This is a genomic window from Aquimarina sp. AD10 (assembly GCF_003443715.1).
Taxonomy (GTDB): Bacteria; Bacteroidota; Bacteroidia; order Flavobacteriales; family Flavobacteriaceae; genus Aquimarina; species Aquimarina aggregata.
This window is the reverse complement of sequence record NZ_CP031965.1, coordinates 4,388,209-4,405,255: the sequence shown is the minus strand read 5'-3', so window position 1 is coordinate 4,405,255 and position 17,047 is coordinate 4,388,209. Positions and strand designations below refer to the sequence as shown.

The window sequence follows — 17,047 nt, the reverse complement described above, 5'->3', positions numbered from 1 at the left end:
CATTTACTATTTCCAATTATTCGCCCAGTCTTTCCAGACCACTTCGAGTCCTTGGTTTTTCAACATTTGTACAACTTCTTCTGTCGGACGGTCATCAGAAATTTCGAACTGTTCTAAAGATTGCGGTTCTACAACATATCCACCAGGATTAGTTTTAGACTCTGCACTAATTGATGTAATTCCAAGAGAAACTATATGCTCTCTAAAGACTTCACTTTCTCTTGTAGACATAGATAGCTCTACATCTTCATCAAATAACCTAAACGCGCATATGAGTTGTACTAGATCTGCATCTGTCATTACAACCTTAGGCTCTAATCCACCACTATGAGGTCGCAATCTAGGAAACGATATAGAGTACTTAGTTTTCCAATAGGTCTTTTGTAAGTACAGTAAATGTAATGCAGTAAAAAAACTATCTGCTCTCCAATCTTCTAATCCAAAAAGAGCTCCTAAACCTATTTTATGAATCCCTGCCTTTCCCAATCTATCAGGAGTCTCTAATCGATAGTTAAAATTGGATTTCTTTCCTTTAGGGTGATGCTTCTTATATTCGGCCCTATGATATGTTTCTTGATATACCAATACCGCATATAATCCATTATCTATTAATTGCTCATAGTCTTCCTGATCCATTGGCTGAACTTCAATAGTAATGTTTGCAAATTTTGATCGTATTAGCCCTATTGCATTATTGATATAATCGACACCTACTGTCTTATTAGCTTCTCCTGTAACTAATAATATATGGTCATAACCTTTAGATTTTAAAAACTCAACCTCTCTTAGAATTTCAGCATCTGTTAATGTTCTTCTCGGAATTTTATTGGTCATACTAAACCCACAATATGTGCATATATTCTGACATTCATTACTCAAATACATTGGTGCGTACATTTGAATAGTATTTCCGAAACGTTTCTTTGTAGTATAACGGCTTAACTGAGCCATTTCTTCTAAATATGGTTTTGCAGCAGGAGAGATAAGTGCTTTAAAATCTTCTAGAGTACGCTTATTTGCTTGAATAGCCCTAATCACATCTTCTTCCTTTTTAGAAAGAATATCAGATAACGTTTCTTCCCAATTATATTGATCAAAAATACTTTTGAAAGATGTCATATCGGTTAACTTTCGGTTAGAAATGAAGTTAATGGACTACTTGCATGGGCATGTTGTTGAACGGGTGCTAATTTTGCCTCATATGCCATTCGACCCGCTTGTACAGCAATTTTAAATGCTTCTGCCATCATAACCGGTTGTCTGGATACAGCAATAGCAGTATTTACCAGGACCGCATCGGCACCAAGCTCCATAGCATGTGCTGCATGTGACGGGCTACCGATACCTGCATCCACTACTACAGGAACATTACTTTGATCAATAATAATTTCTAAAAACTCTAATGTTTTTAATCCTTTATTGCTACCAATAGGAGCCCCTAATGGCATAACGCATTGCACACCTACATCTTCTAGTCGTTTACACAAGACAGGATCAGCATGAATATACGGCATTACCACGAACCCGAGTTTTACTAATTCTTCTGTAGCTTTTAGTGTCTCTATCGGATCTGGCAATAAGTATTTAGGATCTGGATGAATCTCTAATTTTATCCAGTTTGTTTCAAGAGCTTCTCTTGCCAATTGTGCTGCAAAAACAGCTTCTTTTGCATCCCTAACACCAGAAGTGTTAGGCAAAAGGTTAATTTTAGGATGATCTAAATGTGATACGATATCATCATTTTTATCATGAATATCAACACGCTTTAAGGCTACCGTAACCAATTCACTTTCGGCCCGAACTAATGCTTCTTTCATTAACATCGAAGAACTAAATTTTCCTGTTCCTGTAAATAATCTTGACGAAAATTCTTTATCTGCAATTCTTAGCTTATCCATTACACTTTAATTTTAGCTCACTAGAAATTAGTGTTTTTACGTCTTCTATTTTTTCTTTCAAGTTTTTCTTGTTTGTCAACATTCCTGAAACTGCAATCCCAGAAACACCTGCATTTATAAGTCCTGAAATATCGTTGTAATCTATTCCTCCAATCGCTACAATAGGCATCTCAGAATTCTGATTTTTAAACTCGGTGATTATTTTTGCATAGCCTTCATTTCCCAATATTGGACTTAGTTTCTTTTTTGTAGTTGTGTGCCTAAAAGGCCCTAATCCTATATAATCTACTCCGTTCATATCGTGTTGCATACAATCTTTTATCGTATTGGCTGTACCTCCTATTATAAAATTAGCTCCTAATATTTTACGAGCTTCAACAGGGTTCATATCCTCTAATCCCAAATGAACACCGTCTGCCAAGATAGCTTTAGCAATACTAACATTATCATTCACAATCATTATGGCATTATATTGATCGCAAATTTTTCGGCATTTTAAGGCGGTATCTAAATAGGTTACCATATCAACATCTTTTAACCTTAATTGTATCCAAGCGCCTCCTGCTTTACATACTTCTTCTATATGATAAAGATGGTCATTTGGTGTTTTTCCTTGGGATATATATTGAAGACTTACTTCTTTCATCTGTATAATTACATCTTATGATATCCTAATAAGCTTTTATTAGAACTTAATACTTTTTCGGTATATCTTTTGGCTCTAAAACATGATTTCAACAATGGAAACCCATGTGCTAGATATGCTGTTATTGCAGAAGATAGTACACAACCGCTACCGTGTTTTTCTGAAAAGACCTTTTCTTCTTTAGGGTTTAATATAAAATATTTTCCTGTGCTAGTAAACAATTCATCTTTTCCTATAGCCTCTTTTCGATGTCCACCTTTTAAAAATAGATTTGTAACGCCACTTATATGTTTGATAGTTTCTTCTATACTTCTATCAGTATACAACTTCTCTATTTCTTGATAATTGGGAGTGAGTAGGTATATTTTTTTTAATATTTCTTCAAAATAGTTTTCATTTACTGACTCTTGTTTTGATGATCGGCTATGAAATTCAAAATCCGAACTTGATCGTAACACTGGATCTAAGATTATTTTAATACTACTATTTTTATCCAGTAGTATATCTATTATCTCATTTAAAATCTCCCAGTTTTTAACAATCCCAATTTTCACAAAATCTATAACAAAACGTTCAAACAACAACTCTAGCTGTCCTTGAATAATAGATATATCAATCCACCGGCATGCAATAAGCTTAATATCATTTTGTACCGTATTTGTTGTTTGCACAGCAAGTCCATAACACTTTAATGACTCAAAGGTTTTTACATCTGCCATTAACCCCGCACCTCCAGAAGGATCAAAACCTGCAATAGTTAATGTATATGGGCGATTTTTCATTTTGTATTTCTAATGGTCAGGTTTCATTTTACTAGCTGACTATTGACTTTATTAATCTTTAAAAAACTCTCTAACGAGTCTTCTGTGCTCCATATACCACCTAAAACACCTACTCCTTTAAACCCTAAATCAAAAGTTGCTTGTAATGTGTCTTCATTGACCCCTCCCATTCCGATAACGAATGCATCCAAATCCGTAACATCAAAGCCTTTTCCTTTGTATCCAGCTTTAGAAATAGACCCAAAAACAGGGCTTAATAGTACATATTCAAAATCAACAGGACAATTTTTAATATCTTCTTTAGAATGAAAAGAACTACTTACTGCAAAGCCTTTATTGGTATATATTTTGGCAGTTACTTCCAATGCATCTTCTAAATCTAACCTTGCTTGTTCTTGCAAATGTATACCTCTAAGATTATAATCTATCGTTAACTCAGGAAATTGATGTATCATAATTTTATTATGATATTTTGCATCGATTTGGTCTAATAACGCACGATAACCATCAATGGTAAACGTTGGTTTACGCAAATGCAATATTTCTAGACCAGCCTTAAATAAATTATTAATTTGTTCTGCTTCATTTGTTAATGGTTTTTCTGATGTTAGTACTATTAACATAAAGTTTTTCTGATTTATAAATCCCTGATATTACTTTTTAATTATAGGTATACTTCGCTTCCCTTCTCTTTAAACTCCTCTGCTTTTTCTTGCATTCCGGCTTCAAGAGCTTTTTGATCATTGATTTCCTTTTTTGCGGCATAATCACGTACTTCTTGTGATATTTTCATTGAACAAAACTTTGGTCCACACATACTACAGAAATGGGCGATTTTAGCACCTTCGGCAGGTAAAGTTTCATCATGATACTCTCTTGCTTTTTCAGGATCGAGTGCCAGATTAAACTGATCTTCCCATCTAAACTCAAAACGCGCTTTACTCAATGCATCATCTCTATGCTGAGCTCCTGGATGTCCTTTTGCTAAATCTGCAGCATGAGCCGCTAACTTATATGTAATTACACCTGTACGCACATCTTCTTTATTTGGCAATCCTAAGTGTTCTTTTGGAGTTACATAACAAAGCATTGCCGTTCCGTACCACCCAATCATAGCCGCTCCAATACCTGAAGTTATATGATCATACCCTGGAGCGATATCTGTAGTTAAAGGACCTAAAGTATAGAAAGGAGCTTCTCCACATGCTTCTAATTGCTTATCCATATTTGCTTTAATCATATGCATTGGCACATGACCAGGGCCTTCGATAAAAGTTTGAACATCATGTTTCCAAGCTATTTTTGTTAATTCACCCAAGGTTTCTAATTCTGCAAATTGAGCTTCATCATTAGCATCTGCGATGCAACCTGGTCGTAAACCATCTCCTAAAGAGAATGCAACATCATACGCTTTCATAATCTCACAAATATCCTCAAAATGTGTATATAAAAAACTCTCTTTGTGATGTGCTAAGCACCATTTTGCCATAATTGATCCACCTCTAGAAACTATTCCCGTAATTCGTTTTGCTGTCATAGGCACATAAGCCAATCTAACACCTGCATGAATGGTAAAGTAATCAACTCCTTGTTCTGCTTGTTCAATTAAGGTATCTCTAAAAATCTCCCAAGTAAGATCTTCGGCTTTACCATTTACTTTTTCTAAAGCCTGATAAATAGGCACAGTTCCTATAGGCACCGGAGAATTACGAATAATCCACTCTCGTGTCTCATGGATATTATTACCTGTAGAAAGATCCATTATGTTATCGGCACCCCAACGACATGCCCAAACCGCTTTTTCTACCTCTTCTTCAATGCTAGATGTTGTAGCTGAATTTCCAATGTTTGCATTAATTTTAACCAAAAAATTTCGCCCTAGAATCATTGGTTCTGCTTCTGGGTGATTAATATTAGATGGTATTACCGCTCGGCCTCTGGCTACTTCTTCTCTTACAAACTCTGGTGTAATAACTTCTGGTATACTAGCTCCAAAATCTTGCCCAGGGTGTTGTTTAGATAGCCTTTGTACTTCTTGTAATTTTTGGTTTTCGCGCATTGCTACATATTCCATTTCGGGAGTAATAATGCCTTGTTTTGCATAATACATCTGCGAAACATTCCTGCCTTCTTTTGCTCTTTTTGGCTTATGTAAATGATTAAACCTTAAATGATCCAAACTAGAATCATTAAGCCTTTCGTTACAATATGTTGATGAAAATGCATCCAGCTCTTCTACGTCGTTACGATCTAAAACCCATTGTTCTCGTATACGCTCTATACCATTATGCACATCAATCTCCTTTAAAGGATCTGTATAAGGACCACTTGTATCGTATACTGTTACTGATTGATTAGGTATTTTTTTTCCGGTAAAACTATCAGTCGTATCATCTAATGAAATCTCACGCATTGCTACTTTGATTTGCGGATGAATTGTTCCTGACACATAGATTTTCTTAGAATTAGGAAATGGTGTTGTAGAAATTACATTTCCCTTTGGTGCGGTATCCTTTTTCTTCATGGGTAATTATTGTTTTGAGCTTTTATTGTTTAGTTGAAAACCTGACATTACATACAATTATATTGGTATTTACAAATATTTACCCTCCTTGAGTGGCTTGTATAATTGTCACATGATCTTCTTTTTGTAATTGTATTTTATTCCAATTCTCTTTAGAAATAACTTCATTATTAATAGCAACCGCTATCCCATTAGAAGCAACATTTAATTGCGCTAATAGTGTTACTATAGAGGTGTTTTCTGAAACAGATTGTGATTTATTGTTTACGCTTATGGTCATACTATAAAATAAATATTAATCCATAAACCTTAGGCGTATTGCCTTAATCGAAGAATCAAAAACCATATGATTATAAAAAATCATATGATAATTAACTTTTCCCTTCGTCGGTACTAACCGAATCAGGTTCAAAGGGTATTTCTCAGATTTCGCTTTTGCGAAAACACCCCTAAAGTTTATACCATAAAAGTACTATAAAAAAATGAAGGTACAATTATTTTGGACTTCATTTTTTTATAGCATCCATTTAAAATTTCAATGTAGCACCAAGCAAGAAATTTATTCCGGCTTGTGGATAAAACCCCGCACCTTCTCTTGTAATAATAGTTCCTGGGTTAGTAAAATCATCATCAAAAGTGAAGAAAAACCCGTTAGAAACGTACTCCAAATCAAAAACATTATTTACAAGCCCTGTTAACACAATAGATTTAAAAACTGGTATATTTTTAATCTCATATACAATATTAAGATCATTAGTAAAAAAGCTATCTAGCTTAGATGCTTTGCTATCAATATTACCCATATATTGTTCTCCTACAAATTTTGAAAGAAACCCTAATTGTAGATTTTTAATTGGTTGATAAATAAGCATATTTCCCAATACAATATTAGGTGAATATGAAATGTTTGTATCTCCAAGATTTACTAAACTCCCATCTTTAGAAGTTACAAAGTCCTTGTTTTTATTTGAACTTATGGCAAGATTAGGTTTTATAATAAACCTGTCCCATAATGCTATATCTGCATCTATTTCGATTCCTAATCGATAACTTTCTCCGCTAGTTGCTCTTATTGGCGCCCCTACATCATCTAGAGCACCAGTTAGTACCAATTGATCCTTATACCACATGTAATATAGATTTGTATTTATTACTGCTTTCTTATTTGTAAATCTCCATCCTAATTCTATATCATTTAGCCTTTCAGCTGTGTTGATTCCATTTTCAAAATCACTTCTACGTGGTTCTCTGTTCGCTCTTGCATAAGAGGCATACAGGTGATTCGTTTTATTAACATGAAAAGTTGCTCCAAGTTTCGGGTTAAAAAAATCATACTTCTCATCCACTTCCAGCGGCACTCTATCTGAGGTATCTCCTGCGGTTTCATATCCAACAAAACGTCCTTGAAGATCTAAAAACGCACTCCATTGATCATTAATTCTATATGTTGTTTTACCAAAGATGGTGAACTCATCTTTTTTACCATTACCAAAATAATAGTTATCTCTTATCTCTGAGCCTCCTGCATTTTGAGCCCAAATAACCTCCCCAAAATGATCTCCATCATAAAAACTATAAAAAGCTCCAAAATCAACATCCAAATTATTGTCTTTATAGTTTGCAGTGGCATTAATGACATAGAAGTCATTATCCAACCACCTACGACGAATTAAATCTGTAGTATTAATTGTCTCCCCACCTATCACAATTGGTGTAAAATCATAATCAGCAAAATCCTCATCTTCTTTAAATTGCTCAAAAAACCCACGCCCATAGGTATAATTTAATCCTAAGTTTGTTGACCAGTTATTGGTATATTTTTGATTCCAATGCAATTGATAATGGTCCTGTTTATAGTTGTCGACTTCATTGTCATAAAAACGAGTATTTCCATCAGCATCTGTATACTGTCCCGCAGGATTAAAAGTTCTATCATTTTCTAATGTCGTTTGATCAATACCGAACCATGATTGGTAGGTGATCTCATGTCCTCCAAAAGCAACGGCCTTGATTAATGTAGTATCATCGATATAAGAACCTTGTAAAAAATAAGATTTTAAATCTGAAGACGCACGGTCAACGTAACCATCAGAGGCAATTGCTGATAATCGCCCTGCAATTTCAATATGATCATTTAATATCCCTGTACTAAATTTCACATTATGTCTTCTGGTTCCGAATGACCCAAAAGAATTTGAAATTTCACCACTAGCTGTTTCAGAAACTGCATCGGTAAGTAAATTTAAACTTGCTCCAAAAGCTCCAGAACCGTTTGTAGAGGTTCCCACTCCTCGTTGCAGCTGCAAATTCTCTACAGAAGAAGCAAAATCTGGTAGGTTAACCCAAAATGTCCCTTGGCTTTCTGCATCATTAAACGGAATCCCATTTAACGTTACATTTACTCTGGATGCATCACTACCTCGAACACGAATATAAGTATATCCAACTCCAGTACCGGCATCTGTAGTAGAAACAACTCCTGGCAGGTAGTTTAAAAGAATAGGAATATCTTGCCCCAGATTACGTGTTGCTATTTCTTCTTTTGAAACATTTGAATGTGTAATTGGTGAATCTGCCTCTACACGTACCGATTTTACCAAAACCTCATCTAGTTTTTCTAGAATTTCTTCTAATTGAATATCCAGTTCATTATCCTTTATTAAATCAACTACTACTTCTTTTCTATCTGTTCCTTGATAGCTAAAAACTAAGGTATATGTTTCTTTTTCTAGGTAAAAGCTAAATTTTCCATCTTCGTTCGTTTGTGTTCCTGTAGATGTACCTTTAATAAGTATCGTAACATTAGGAATCGGTTGAGATTTTTGATCCGTTACTGTTCCAGATAATTGAAATTCTTGAGCGGCTATATAGTTACTCAACAATAAGCATGTAAGATAAAATATTGCATTTTTCATTCGCAAAAGTTCATTACGAATAAAAGGGGTAGTTATTCTATTTAATTGTTAGTTTGATTAAAAATAGTAAGATCGCCAAAACATAAGTAACAACAATGTTTAATGACCATCTCGATTACGCATTAAAAAGATTTTATATATCTTTTTAATGCTACCGTCCCTTGGCAACATTACTCGCCCAGGTTCATCGGGTATGATCTCAGCCAAACCATTAGATTTTAGCACCCCTTTGAGATTTCGGGGCAAAAGTACTCTGTTTTATTGATTTATTGTAACTTTATTTTATGTAATAGAGTTGATTGCTTAAAATAGAGCATTTAAAACTCTAATTAACATGGAAACAGAACAATGCTTTTTGTTTTTTACAGTTATAGAAACATATGAAGAACACTAAAAAATCGGTGACTTTTAAGATTATTGCCGGATACCTAGTCGCAGGTTTATTGGCAGTAACTGCATTTTGGGTAATATACAGGCAAATAAGTAATTACACCCAGATTACTGAAATCAAGAATGAAAACAACGAAAAACTTTTCCTTGTAGGAAAGGCTATAACTGGATTGTATGAAGCTGAAAGCTTAACTAGAAATATTGTTCAGACATCTGATATAGCAAAATTTGATATCTATAAAACTAAAATCGACACCATCCTTACTACAATCAATAAGGTTTCTGAAATATCTGATGACACCCTACAAACCAAAAAAATTGATAGTATTAAATATCTGATTGACAGTAAGAATAAAAATTTAGAAGAGCTTATCGAAATTTACCGTCAACGCAAAAAAAAAGGTATTTATGCTACTGCCATTGATGAGTTAAAAAAAGCCAACGAATCTTTTGGAGATCCGAATTATGAAAAACGGTTTAAGAATCTTGAGAGTAAGCACAAAAAAGCAATGTTTAATATTATAAATCTTCTCAAAGAAGACAATGCAAATAGATTGACCAATCAAACCATGGATTCTGTTACCACTACTGTAAGACAGGTGTTGACCGAACTTGAAAAAAAAGAAAAAAAATACAAACGAGAAATCTCTTTAAAAGAAAATAACATTCTTAAAAATGATCAAATAACCACCAAAAAACTAAGAGATTTACTTGCGGCAATAGAAAACAATGAAAGAACACAGTATGTAGCTCGCTTACAAGCTTCGAGTAAAGTAATGGACGATACATCTAATATTATCGTAATAATCGCTACTATAAGTTTGTTAATAGCGGTCATATTTCTCTATCTAATTACCAAAGACGTTTCAAAAAGTCAAAAATATCGTAACGAACTGGAAGCAGAAAAAACGTATACAGAATCACTCCTAAAAACAAGAGAGTCTTTAATCAATACGGTAACTCATGATTTACGATCACCTTTAAATACAGTAATAGGATATTCAGATTTATTAGAAAGAACAGGATTAAGCAACAAGCAAAAACATTATTTGGATCACCTAAAAAAATCGTCTGATTATATTCTTCATTTAGTAAATGATCTCCTAGATTTATCCAAATTAGAAGCAGGAAGAATGCTAATTGAAGAGCTTCCTTTTTCTCCTAAAGAGTTAATAGAAAATACAATATCAAGTGTAATACCTATCAATGATAAGAAAAATCTAGAAATCTTAATTCACACAGATGATCAATTAGATAACCAATATTTAGGAGATCCTTTTAGAATAAAACAAGTGCTAACAAACCTTGTTAATAATGCCTATAAATTTACTGATGAAGGAACAATAACAATAGAAAGTGAAATTACTGAAAATGGCTTAGCCGAAAAACAATTGGTAATAGCCGTTAAAGATACTGGGATTGGGATTACCAACGAGCAACAAAAATATATTTTTGAAGAATTTTCTCAAGGTGATGATGAAACTGAAAAAAGATACGGAGGTTTTGGTCTAGGCCTTGCCATCACAAAAAAAATAATAAAATTACTTGATGGTAAAATCACACTAACCAGTGAACCTGAAAAGGGTAGTACATTTACTTTTTATATTCCTATTAAACTTACCAATTCTTTAGTTAGAGAAGAAGAAAACGAAACTTTAGAAATACAGAATTTTCATAATAAAAAAGTCCTTATTGTAGATGATGATCCAAGCCAACTAGCATTAACTAGTGAAGTAGCCTCATTAGCGGGGCTTTCTTACGATGTTTGCAAAAATGGCGTCGATGCTCTTGCTCTTCTTGACAATAATACTTATGATCTAATACTTACCGATATACAAATGCCCAAAATGGACGGGTTTGAGCTTTTAAAAACAATAAAAACTAACACAAATCAAACTAAATTACCTGTTATAGCCCTTTCTGGAAGGACCGATACTTCTTTTTCTGAATACCAAGAAGCTGGGTTTTCTGGTAGCCTAAGAAAGCCATACGCACCAAAAGCACTCATTGACCTAATTGCAGAAATTTTAAGTGTTGATTTGATAAGTCCCCAAGAAACAAATAACGGTATTACCGATGAAGATTATTCTTTAAATGACCTAATGCTTTTTGCACATGGAGATTCTGATTCATTATATGCCATTTTAGACACATTCTATGATAGTACTATTGACAATGTTAACGACTTAAAAATAAGTCTTGAAGAAAAAGATAATATACGAATCAAACAAATTGCGCATAAGATGTTACCTATGTTTAAGCAGATAAAAGCTAAAGATGTAATTCCTATTCTAGAAAAGTTAGAACATCAAAATAAATATCATCTTGATCAAGACGCTATATTAGAACTAACTCATAAAGGTATTACCAAAATCGAAAGTCTAATTGATAAATTAAAAGTAGAAAATTAAATGTATATTATTTAAAGACTAATATCATATTGCTTTAATTTATTATACAACGTTTTACGATCTATCGATAGCATTCTGGCTGCCTTAGCCTTATTTCCATTTGCTTTCTCTAGTGCATCTAAAATAAGCTCTTGTTCATTTTGGTTCTTAAACAAACCATAGGTCTTACTTTCGTTTTGAGATGCATATGCAATGTCATTTGGCAAAATATCCAGAGTTATCATATCTCCTTGAGAAAGAAGAACAGAACGCTTTACGATATTTTTTAATTCTCTAAGGTTTCCTGGCCAATCATATTTTTTAAATGCTTCTAGCACTTCATCTCCGAAACCAACAACATGCTTATCTAATTCTACATTTGATTCTTCTAGAAAGTGATTTGCAAACAACATTAAATCTTCTATTCTATCACGTAAAGGAGGTACTTTTATTGTGAATTCGTTTAATCTATGATAAAGGTCCTCTCTAAAATCTCCTTCTTTTACAGCATTACTTAGATCTTCATTAGTTGCCGCAATCACTCTAATATCTACTTCAATTTCTTTATTACTTCCAACTGGCTTAATTTTTCTTTCTTGAAGCGCTCGTAAGAGTTGTACCTGTAATTCATAACTAAGATTTCCTATTTCATCTAAGAACAAAGTTCCTCCGTTGGCAGCTTCAAAATGACCTACTTTGTCGGTAACAGCTCCTGTAAATGATCCTTTAATATGACCAAAAAACTCACTTGAAGCTATTTCTTTTGGTATCGCCCCACAATCAACAGCCACAAAAGGCTTTTCTGATCGTTTACTTCCTTTATGAATACTGCTGGCAACATACTCTTTACCTGTTCCGCTATCCCCAACAACTAATACAGACATTCGGGTTGGCGCGACTAATGCAACATATTCATTTAATTTTTTAGAAGCATCACTAACCCCTCTAACAAACGCATGATTTGCATCTTTTTTGGTTTTAGCAGGTGTCTCTTTCTTGCTTTCCTTTTGAGTAGTGTTTGCACTAACAACTTCTGTATGAAGAGCCTTTTCTATAGTTTGTAAGATAGTATCAGGATTGAATGGTTTTGATATATAATCAAAAGCCCCTTGTTTTATAGCATTTACAGCCATATTAATTTCTGCATATCCCGTCATAATAATAACTTGGGTTTTTGGGTTACTCTTATGAATTTCTTCAAGCAATGTAATACCATCCCGATCTGGCAATCTAACATCGGTGAGTACTACATCAAAAACATCTTCTTTAATTTTAGGAATTGCCTCATTTCCTGAGAATGCTGTAGTTACCTCGTATTCTTTTTTTTGCAAAAAAGTCTTGAGCATTGTACAAAAAGCAACATCATCTTCAACAATAAGTATTTTAGACATATTCAAAAAATTTAACGCTAGAAAATCTATGTTATAAAATTACAATTTAACTATGATTCTACAATGGTTTTTAATTGTTTAAAATTGAGGAATTAGAACAATTTATAATGAATAAAGGCATAAAAAAAGAGACCCTTGGGAGTGAGTCTCTTTTTTAGCACTAAACAACTTTATATCGTCCTTGGTTGCAAAACGATATCCTTTTTCTACCCCTAGATTTAAGATTTATTGTCGTTTGGTATTAATAATTCACCATTAGTGCTTGCAAATACAACTTTTGTGTTATCATTTCTATCTCTTAGGACAATTTTATATGTATTGTCTTTAGACATATAAGTTTTAACAATTCTATATTTTTGAAAATCTCTTGCTGTTGCTTCTTGAACAGCCAAGGGTGATTCTACTACATTTATTTCTGTAAATTCTTGATGCTCATCTTCATAATTCATTAATCCAACCTCATCGTTAAAAGCTAATTCATCCTGTGCCATAACACCTTGGGCCGAAAAAATACTTACTACTATTGCTACTATCATTGGTGCCTTTTTCATTGAATTACTTGATTATATCAACAGTAAATACATAAGTAATAATTGTTCCAAACATGAAGATTTTCGAGAAATGCACACAACTATTTGATTATCAATATTTTATATTTTTAGGCAAATTACCCATAAACTATGAAATACTGTAGAATCCACACAAATGTGTAGAAAAAATACACACTTTAATTCTGGCACGAGTTTAAAAAAGTGGTTTTTTGCGATTGGATTTCTTTAAAGAGTGTTTTTGTTTACTATCTAATCGTTTTTTAACGGATCCTCTAGACGGCTTTGTAGCTATTCGTTTCTTGGGAACATAAAGAGCAGCTTTTAAAACATCTATTAGCCTTTTGATCACTAATTCCTTGTTTCTATGCTGACTTCTACTATCTCCACATTGCAAATACAAAACGCCATCCTTGGTTAATCGAGACGATAGTTTTTGTTCTAATCTTAATTTTTCTTCGTCGGTAAGTCCTTTAGAGTTTAAAATATTAAAACTAAGTTCAACTTTTGAAGATACTTTATTTACATGCTGGCCTCCTGCGCCAGAGCTTCTAATAGCTTTGAACTTTAATTCGCTTATGATTAAAGATGCATTCATGAAAAAAGCTTTTCCTGATGTGCAGATTTCAATAAATCATTTACACTTTTTACAGGATTAAAAGTAGTAATAGGAACTTCTACAAAAACACTTATCCAGTTTGACATTGCTCCATTCCATAATCCTGGCAGCTCTAATGCTTTTAATACCTTTCCATTTAAAGTCTTTTGGGTAATGAAACCAGCATCAGGATCTACAAAATCTATTAAATTAAATTTGTTTCCTTTATAGTCTCGCACTCCACAAACCAAATCTACCGGATTAAAATGAGTAGAACTGGCAAGGATATCTTGTTGTCTCTGATCTTCTTTATTAATCTGTGGGGCTTCAATAATTTGTAGTACCAATCTACCATTTTCTGGTTTGACCCAAAATGGTCCTCCTCCGGGCTCCCCTTCATTAATTACCATACCACATACTCTGATTGGGCGATTTAAGGATTCTCTTAAAAATTGTAATTTATATTTTTCTGAAAATTTATCAAAATCAAAAGGTAATCTCACATTTAATTGTTGTACCAAAAACTTTTTAATATCCTTTAATTCAGCTTCTGTAGGGTTTTGTTGATCAATTGCATTTAATATTCTAAAGACTTCATCTTGAATCTCGATTAATTTTCCGGCAAGAACCTTTTTATACCCAGAAACTTCGTCTTGATATTTTCTTACCACCACATTATCAATATTTTTGATATAAATGATATCTGCAGAAAGATCATTTAAATTTTCGATTAACGCCCCGTGACCACCAGGCCTAAATAAAAGAGTGCCATCTTCGGTTCTAAAGGGTTCATTATCTTGAGTCACTGCGATAGTATCTGTTTCTGGTTTTTGAAAAGAATAGGTGATCTTAAAATTAGTATTTGTCTTTTCTTCAACTTTTTTCTTTATTCTTTCAAATTCGTCTTTGAAACCCTCTAAATGATTTTTGGATATGGTGAAATGTAATTCGGAGTTTCCTTTATCATTGGTGTTATATCCCGCGGCTTCATACAGATGTTCTTCAAAAGAAGTTGCGATACTGTCTGTATATTTATGAAAAGGAAGCAGCCCTTTAGGAAAATCTCCATAATTAAGCCCCTTTTCTTTTAACATCATTTCTACAAAAATATAGACTTGTCTCCCTTCAGATAAAGAATCAAATTTAGGATAAGCGCTTTTTATCTTTTCCATAACTGTAGCATAAAAAGGAAATTTCTCTAAGCCTATTAAAAAAAGTCGTATTGCATTTGCTTTTTCATGATTAGTATATGAATTTAAGCTTTCTTTCTCACTATGATAATTATCCAAAAACCTAAATAAATCCTTAAACATTCTGGTTGCCGCTCCCGAAGCTGGAACAAATTTAATAGTTTCGAGATTTGACATTCTAGAATTATATAGTTTAGTCAATTCTGATTGATAATGTTCTGTAAACTTTAAAATCCCATTATCTAGAGTAGCAGCACTTCTCAAGGCTACAAAAGGAATTCCATTTTTAAAGATTTCTACTTGTGATAGTACTTTATCAATTGTTAATCCTTTTGATTTGATTAACTTAATATCCTTATCTGTTATATTCACTTTTTTGTGCTATTAATTGATCAATAATTTTTATTGCATTTTTTTGACGATTGGCCTGATCCCCCTTTAAAATCACATAAGGCAGACCATACTTATCAAGAGTATTTTTAAATTGTAAAAACATCTCTTCACGTTGGTGGGGTTTATCTCTCAAATCATCTTTGACCCAAGGGACATCAATATAAGTTAAAAGATATAAATCATAAACATTTTCTAATGATATTTTATCTAGGTCAGGATGAACTAACCCGTCAAAATACACTTCAGAATAGACTTTGGTTTCTAACAAATCTGTATCACATATTAAAACTTTATTTGCCTTTTTTACTGCATCATTCTCTAATGAAATTTGCCCTTTAGCAATTTCAACAAGGTCATCATATGTACATATTTCTTTATTCTTATTCCACTTTGCCTGCAAATATTCTCTTGCATATTCTGGAACCCATTCTGTATCGTAGTAAGCAGCTAATTGTTTAGCAAGAGTAGTTTTTCCTGTAGACTCTGGTCCAAAAAGCACTATTTTTATACAGTCACTATTGTGTTGTCTAAGCTTCTTTTCCATGCTAAATATCCAAAAATTCCCATTATCGTAAATAGTAAATACTGAAAACTAGAAAAGGTAAACCCTTTATAAAAATATAACGGCACAGAGATAATATCCCCAATTATCAAAAAAGTCCAATTTTCAATCTTCCTTCGTGCCATTAACCACATACCGACAAAAAATATAGCCGTTGTCAAGGTATCTACATACGCAGTCCAGTCTTTCAACTTATCAAAAGTAATATAAACTCCATAAACAAAAATCAAAGTTGTAATAAAGATTAAAATTTGAATGGCTTTTTCTTTTATAGTAGTTCTAGAAATAGGTGTAACTTTTACATCATCTATTTTTCGAGTCCAAATATACCATCCATAAATACTCATAATAAAATAATATGCATTAATTATCATATCTCCTAATAACCCCCATTTTAATAGCAAATACACATAAATAGATGTACTAATAATACCCGTTGGATATACCCATATCTTATTTTTCCAGGCAAAGAATACACTAGCAATTCCAAAAAACACAGCCACAATTTCTAATACCAAATATCCTATTGGGTATTCAGAATATTGCGCAAAGAAAAAATCAAAAATCTGGCTCATAATCACTTCTATTGCTTTTTACTAGTTTCATCTGTATTAGTCCAGTATCCATAGCATCAAATGCAATTTTTATTTCTTTAGTAAGAAAAGGCATCAATTGATCATACGCTCCATAAATCTGAGTACTTAACGGATTTTCTAAAACCGTAAACCCTGAATCACGCAATCGTTTTATAAATCTAATGATATGCTCTTCGAAATCATTTTGAAGCGGAGATAGTGTAAGTTCTATTGATATTTCCATA

17 protein-coding genes and 1 riboswitch are annotated in these 17,047 nt (G+C 33.0%); of the genes, 1 reads left to right on the top strand and 16 read right to left on the bottom strand.

The features are described from left to right. Positions 1-6: 6 nt before the first annotated feature. From thiH to D1816_RS25845, 9 genes are all read right to left on the bottom strand, one after another. On the bottom strand, positions 7-1,119 hold the full coding sequence (gene thiH, locus D1816_RS18205; protein ID WP_118504706.1) for a 2-iminoacetate synthase ThiH: 1,113 nt from the start codon (positions 1,117-1,119) through the stop codon (positions 7-9). A gap of 5 nt (positions 1,120-1,124) precedes the next feature. Next, positions 1,125-1,898 (bottom strand): thiazole synthase, encoded by a 774-nt coding sequence (locus D1816_RS18200; RefSeq protein ID WP_118504704.1) that lies wholly within the window; start codon positions 1,896-1,898, stop codon positions 1,125-1,127. Further along, entirely contained in the window at positions 1,891-2,544 is a 654-nt protein-coding gene (locus D1816_RS18195) for a thiamine phosphate synthase (protein ID WP_118504702.1), read from the bottom strand. Before D1816_RS18195 ends, D1816_RS18200 begins: the two co-directional genes overlap by 8 nt. 8 nt (positions 2,545-2,552) lie before the next feature. After that, positions 2,553-3,326, bottom strand: coding sequence for a hydroxymethylpyrimidine/phosphomethylpyrimidine kinase (locus D1816_RS18190; protein WP_118504700.1), 774 nt, complete (start codon positions 3,324-3,326; stop codon positions 2,553-2,555). A gap of 23 nt (positions 3,327-3,349) precedes the next feature. Next, a complete protein-coding gene (locus D1816_RS18185) occupies positions 3,350-3,949 on the bottom strand; it encodes a thiamine phosphate synthase (protein ID WP_118504698.1) in 600 nt (199 codons plus the stop codon). A 41-nt stretch (positions 3,950-3,990) separates the two neighbouring features. Next, positions 3,991-5,850, bottom strand: coding sequence for a phosphomethylpyrimidine synthase ThiC (gene thiC, locus D1816_RS18180; RefSeq protein ID WP_118504696.1), 1,860 nt, complete (start codon positions 5,848-5,850; stop codon positions 3,991-3,993). Between the two features lie 79 nt (positions 5,851-5,929). After that, a complete protein-coding gene (gene thiS, locus D1816_RS18175) occupies positions 5,930-6,130 on the bottom strand; it encodes a sulfur carrier protein ThiS (RefSeq protein ID WP_066315858.1) in 201 nt (66 codons plus the stop codon). 82 nt (positions 6,131-6,212) lie between these two features. Further along, positions 6,213-6,311: riboswitch (TPP riboswitch) on the bottom strand. A gap of 66 nt (positions 6,312-6,377) precedes the next feature. Further along, a complete protein-coding gene (locus tag D1816_RS18170; protein ID WP_118504694.1) occupies positions 6,378-8,765 on the bottom strand; it encodes a TonB-dependent receptor in 2,388 nt (795 codons plus the stop codon). Positions 8,766-8,864: 99 nt separating this feature from the next. Then, a complete protein-coding gene (locus tag D1816_RS25845; RefSeq protein WP_158597805.1) occupies positions 8,865-9,011 on the bottom strand; it encodes a hypothetical protein in 147 nt (48 codons plus the stop codon). A gap of 134 nt (positions 9,012-9,145) precedes the next feature. Here D1816_RS25845 and D1816_RS18165 point away from each other — a divergent pair, with 134 nt between their 5' ends. Continuing rightward, positions 9,146-11,566, top strand: coding sequence for an ATP-binding protein (locus D1816_RS18165; RefSeq protein ID WP_118504692.1), 2,421 nt, complete (start codon positions 9,146-9,148; stop codon positions 11,564-11,566). An 11-nt stretch (positions 11,567-11,577) separates the two neighbouring features. Here the strand turns inward: D1816_RS18165 and D1816_RS18160 are convergent, their stop codons facing one another. From D1816_RS18160 to D1816_RS18130, 7 genes are all read right to left on the bottom strand, one after another. Beyond that, positions 11,578-12,936, bottom strand: a complete 1,359-nt coding sequence (locus tag D1816_RS18160) for a sigma-54 dependent transcriptional regulator (RefSeq protein ID WP_118504690.1) — start codon at positions 12,934-12,936, stop codon at positions 11,578-11,580. 218 nt (positions 12,937-13,154) lie between these two features. Continuing rightward, a complete protein-coding gene (locus D1816_RS18155) occupies positions 13,155-13,487 on the bottom strand; it encodes a hypothetical protein (RefSeq protein ID WP_118504687.1) in 333 nt (110 codons plus the stop codon). A gap of 193 nt (positions 13,488-13,680) precedes the next feature. Next, the gene (gene arfB / locus D1816_RS18150) at positions 13,681-14,082 is read right to left on the bottom strand and encodes an alternative ribosome rescue aminoacyl-tRNA hydrolase ArfB (RefSeq protein WP_118504685.1); all 402 of its coding nucleotides are present in this window, start codon (positions 14,080-14,082) and stop codon (positions 13,681-13,683) included. Further along, positions 14,079-15,644, bottom strand: a complete 1,566-nt coding sequence (locus tag D1816_RS18145) for a DUF4301 family protein (protein ID WP_066315849.1) — start codon at positions 15,642-15,644, stop codon at positions 14,079-14,081. Before D1816_RS18145 ends, arfB begins: the two co-directional genes overlap by 4 nt. Then, positions 15,628-16,209, bottom strand: a complete 582-nt coding sequence (locus D1816_RS18140) for an AAA family ATPase (RefSeq protein ID WP_066315847.1) — start codon at positions 16,207-16,209, stop codon at positions 15,628-15,630. Before D1816_RS18140 ends, D1816_RS18145 begins: the two co-directional genes overlap by 17 nt. Beyond that, complete coding sequence (pnuC, locus tag D1816_RS18135) at positions 16,170-16,802, bottom strand: nicotinamide riboside transporter PnuC (protein WP_118504683.1); 633 nt, start codon at positions 16,800-16,802, stop codon at positions 16,170-16,172. The genes D1816_RS18140 and pnuC overlap by 40 nt, the downstream gene beginning before the upstream one ends. Beyond that, a complete protein-coding gene (locus tag D1816_RS18130; RefSeq protein ID WP_066315841.1) occupies positions 16,786-17,046 on the bottom strand; it encodes a hypothetical protein in 261 nt (86 codons plus the stop codon). The genes pnuC and D1816_RS18130 overlap by 17 nt, the downstream gene beginning before the upstream one ends. Position 17,047: the final 1 nt, after the last annotated feature.

What these genes read in the sequence shown, in the direction of transcription:
- thiH (WP_118504706.1), bottom strand. Translation starts at nt 1,119, where the DNA reads ATGACATCTTTCAAAAGTATTTTTGATCAATATAATTGGGAAGAAACG.
- D1816_RS18200 (WP_118504704.1), bottom strand. Translation starts at nt 1,898, where the DNA reads ATGGATAAGCTAAGAATTGCAGATAAAGAATTTTCGTCAAGATTATTT.
- D1816_RS18195 (WP_118504702.1), bottom strand. Translation starts at nt 2,544, where the DNA reads ATGAAAGAAGTAAGTCTTCAATATATATCCCAAGGAAAAACACCAAAT.
- D1816_RS18190 (WP_118504700.1), bottom strand. Translation starts at nt 3,326, where the DNA reads ATGAAAAATCGCCCATATACATTAACTATTGCAGGTTTTGATCCTTCT.
- D1816_RS18185 (WP_118504698.1), bottom strand. Translation starts at nt 3,949, where the DNA reads ATGTTAATAGTACTAACATCAGAAAAACCATTAACAAATGAAGCAGAA.
- thiC (WP_118504696.1), bottom strand. Translation starts at nt 5,850, where the DNA reads ATGAAGAAAAAGGATACCGCACCAAAGGGAAATGTAATTTCTACAACA.
- thiS (WP_066315858.1), bottom strand. Translation starts at nt 6,130, where the DNA reads ATGACCATAAGCGTAAACAATAAATCACAATCTGTTTCAGAAAACACC.
- D1816_RS18170 (WP_118504694.1), bottom strand. Translation starts at nt 8,765, where the DNA reads ATGAAAAATGCAATATTTTATCTTACATGCTTATTGTTGAGTAACTAT.
- D1816_RS18165 (WP_118504692.1), top strand. Translation starts at nt 9,146, where the DNA reads ATGAAGAACACTAAAAAATCGGTGACTTTTAAGATTATTGCCGGATAC.
- D1816_RS18160 (WP_118504690.1), bottom strand. Translation starts at nt 12,936, where the DNA reads ATGTCTAAAATACTTATTGTTGAAGATGATGTTGCTTTTTGTACAATG.
- D1816_RS18155 (WP_118504687.1), bottom strand. Translation starts at nt 13,487, where the DNA reads ATGAAAAAGGCACCAATGATAGTAGCAATAGTAGTAAGTATTTTTTCG.
- arfB (WP_118504685.1), bottom strand. Translation starts at nt 14,082, where the DNA reads ATGAATGCATCTTTAATCATAAGCGAATTAAAGTTCAAAGCTATTAGA.
- D1816_RS18140 (WP_066315847.1), bottom strand. Translation starts at nt 16,209, where the DNA reads ATGGAAAAGAAGCTTAGACAACACAATAGTGACTGTATAAAAATAGTG.
- pnuC (WP_118504683.1), bottom strand. Translation starts at nt 16,802, where the DNA reads ATGAGCCAGATTTTTGATTTTTTCTTTGCGCAATATTCTGAATACCCA.
- D1816_RS18130 (WP_066315841.1), bottom strand. Translation starts at nt 17,046, where the DNA reads ATGGAAATATCAATAGAACTTACACTATCTCCGCTTCAAAATGATTTC.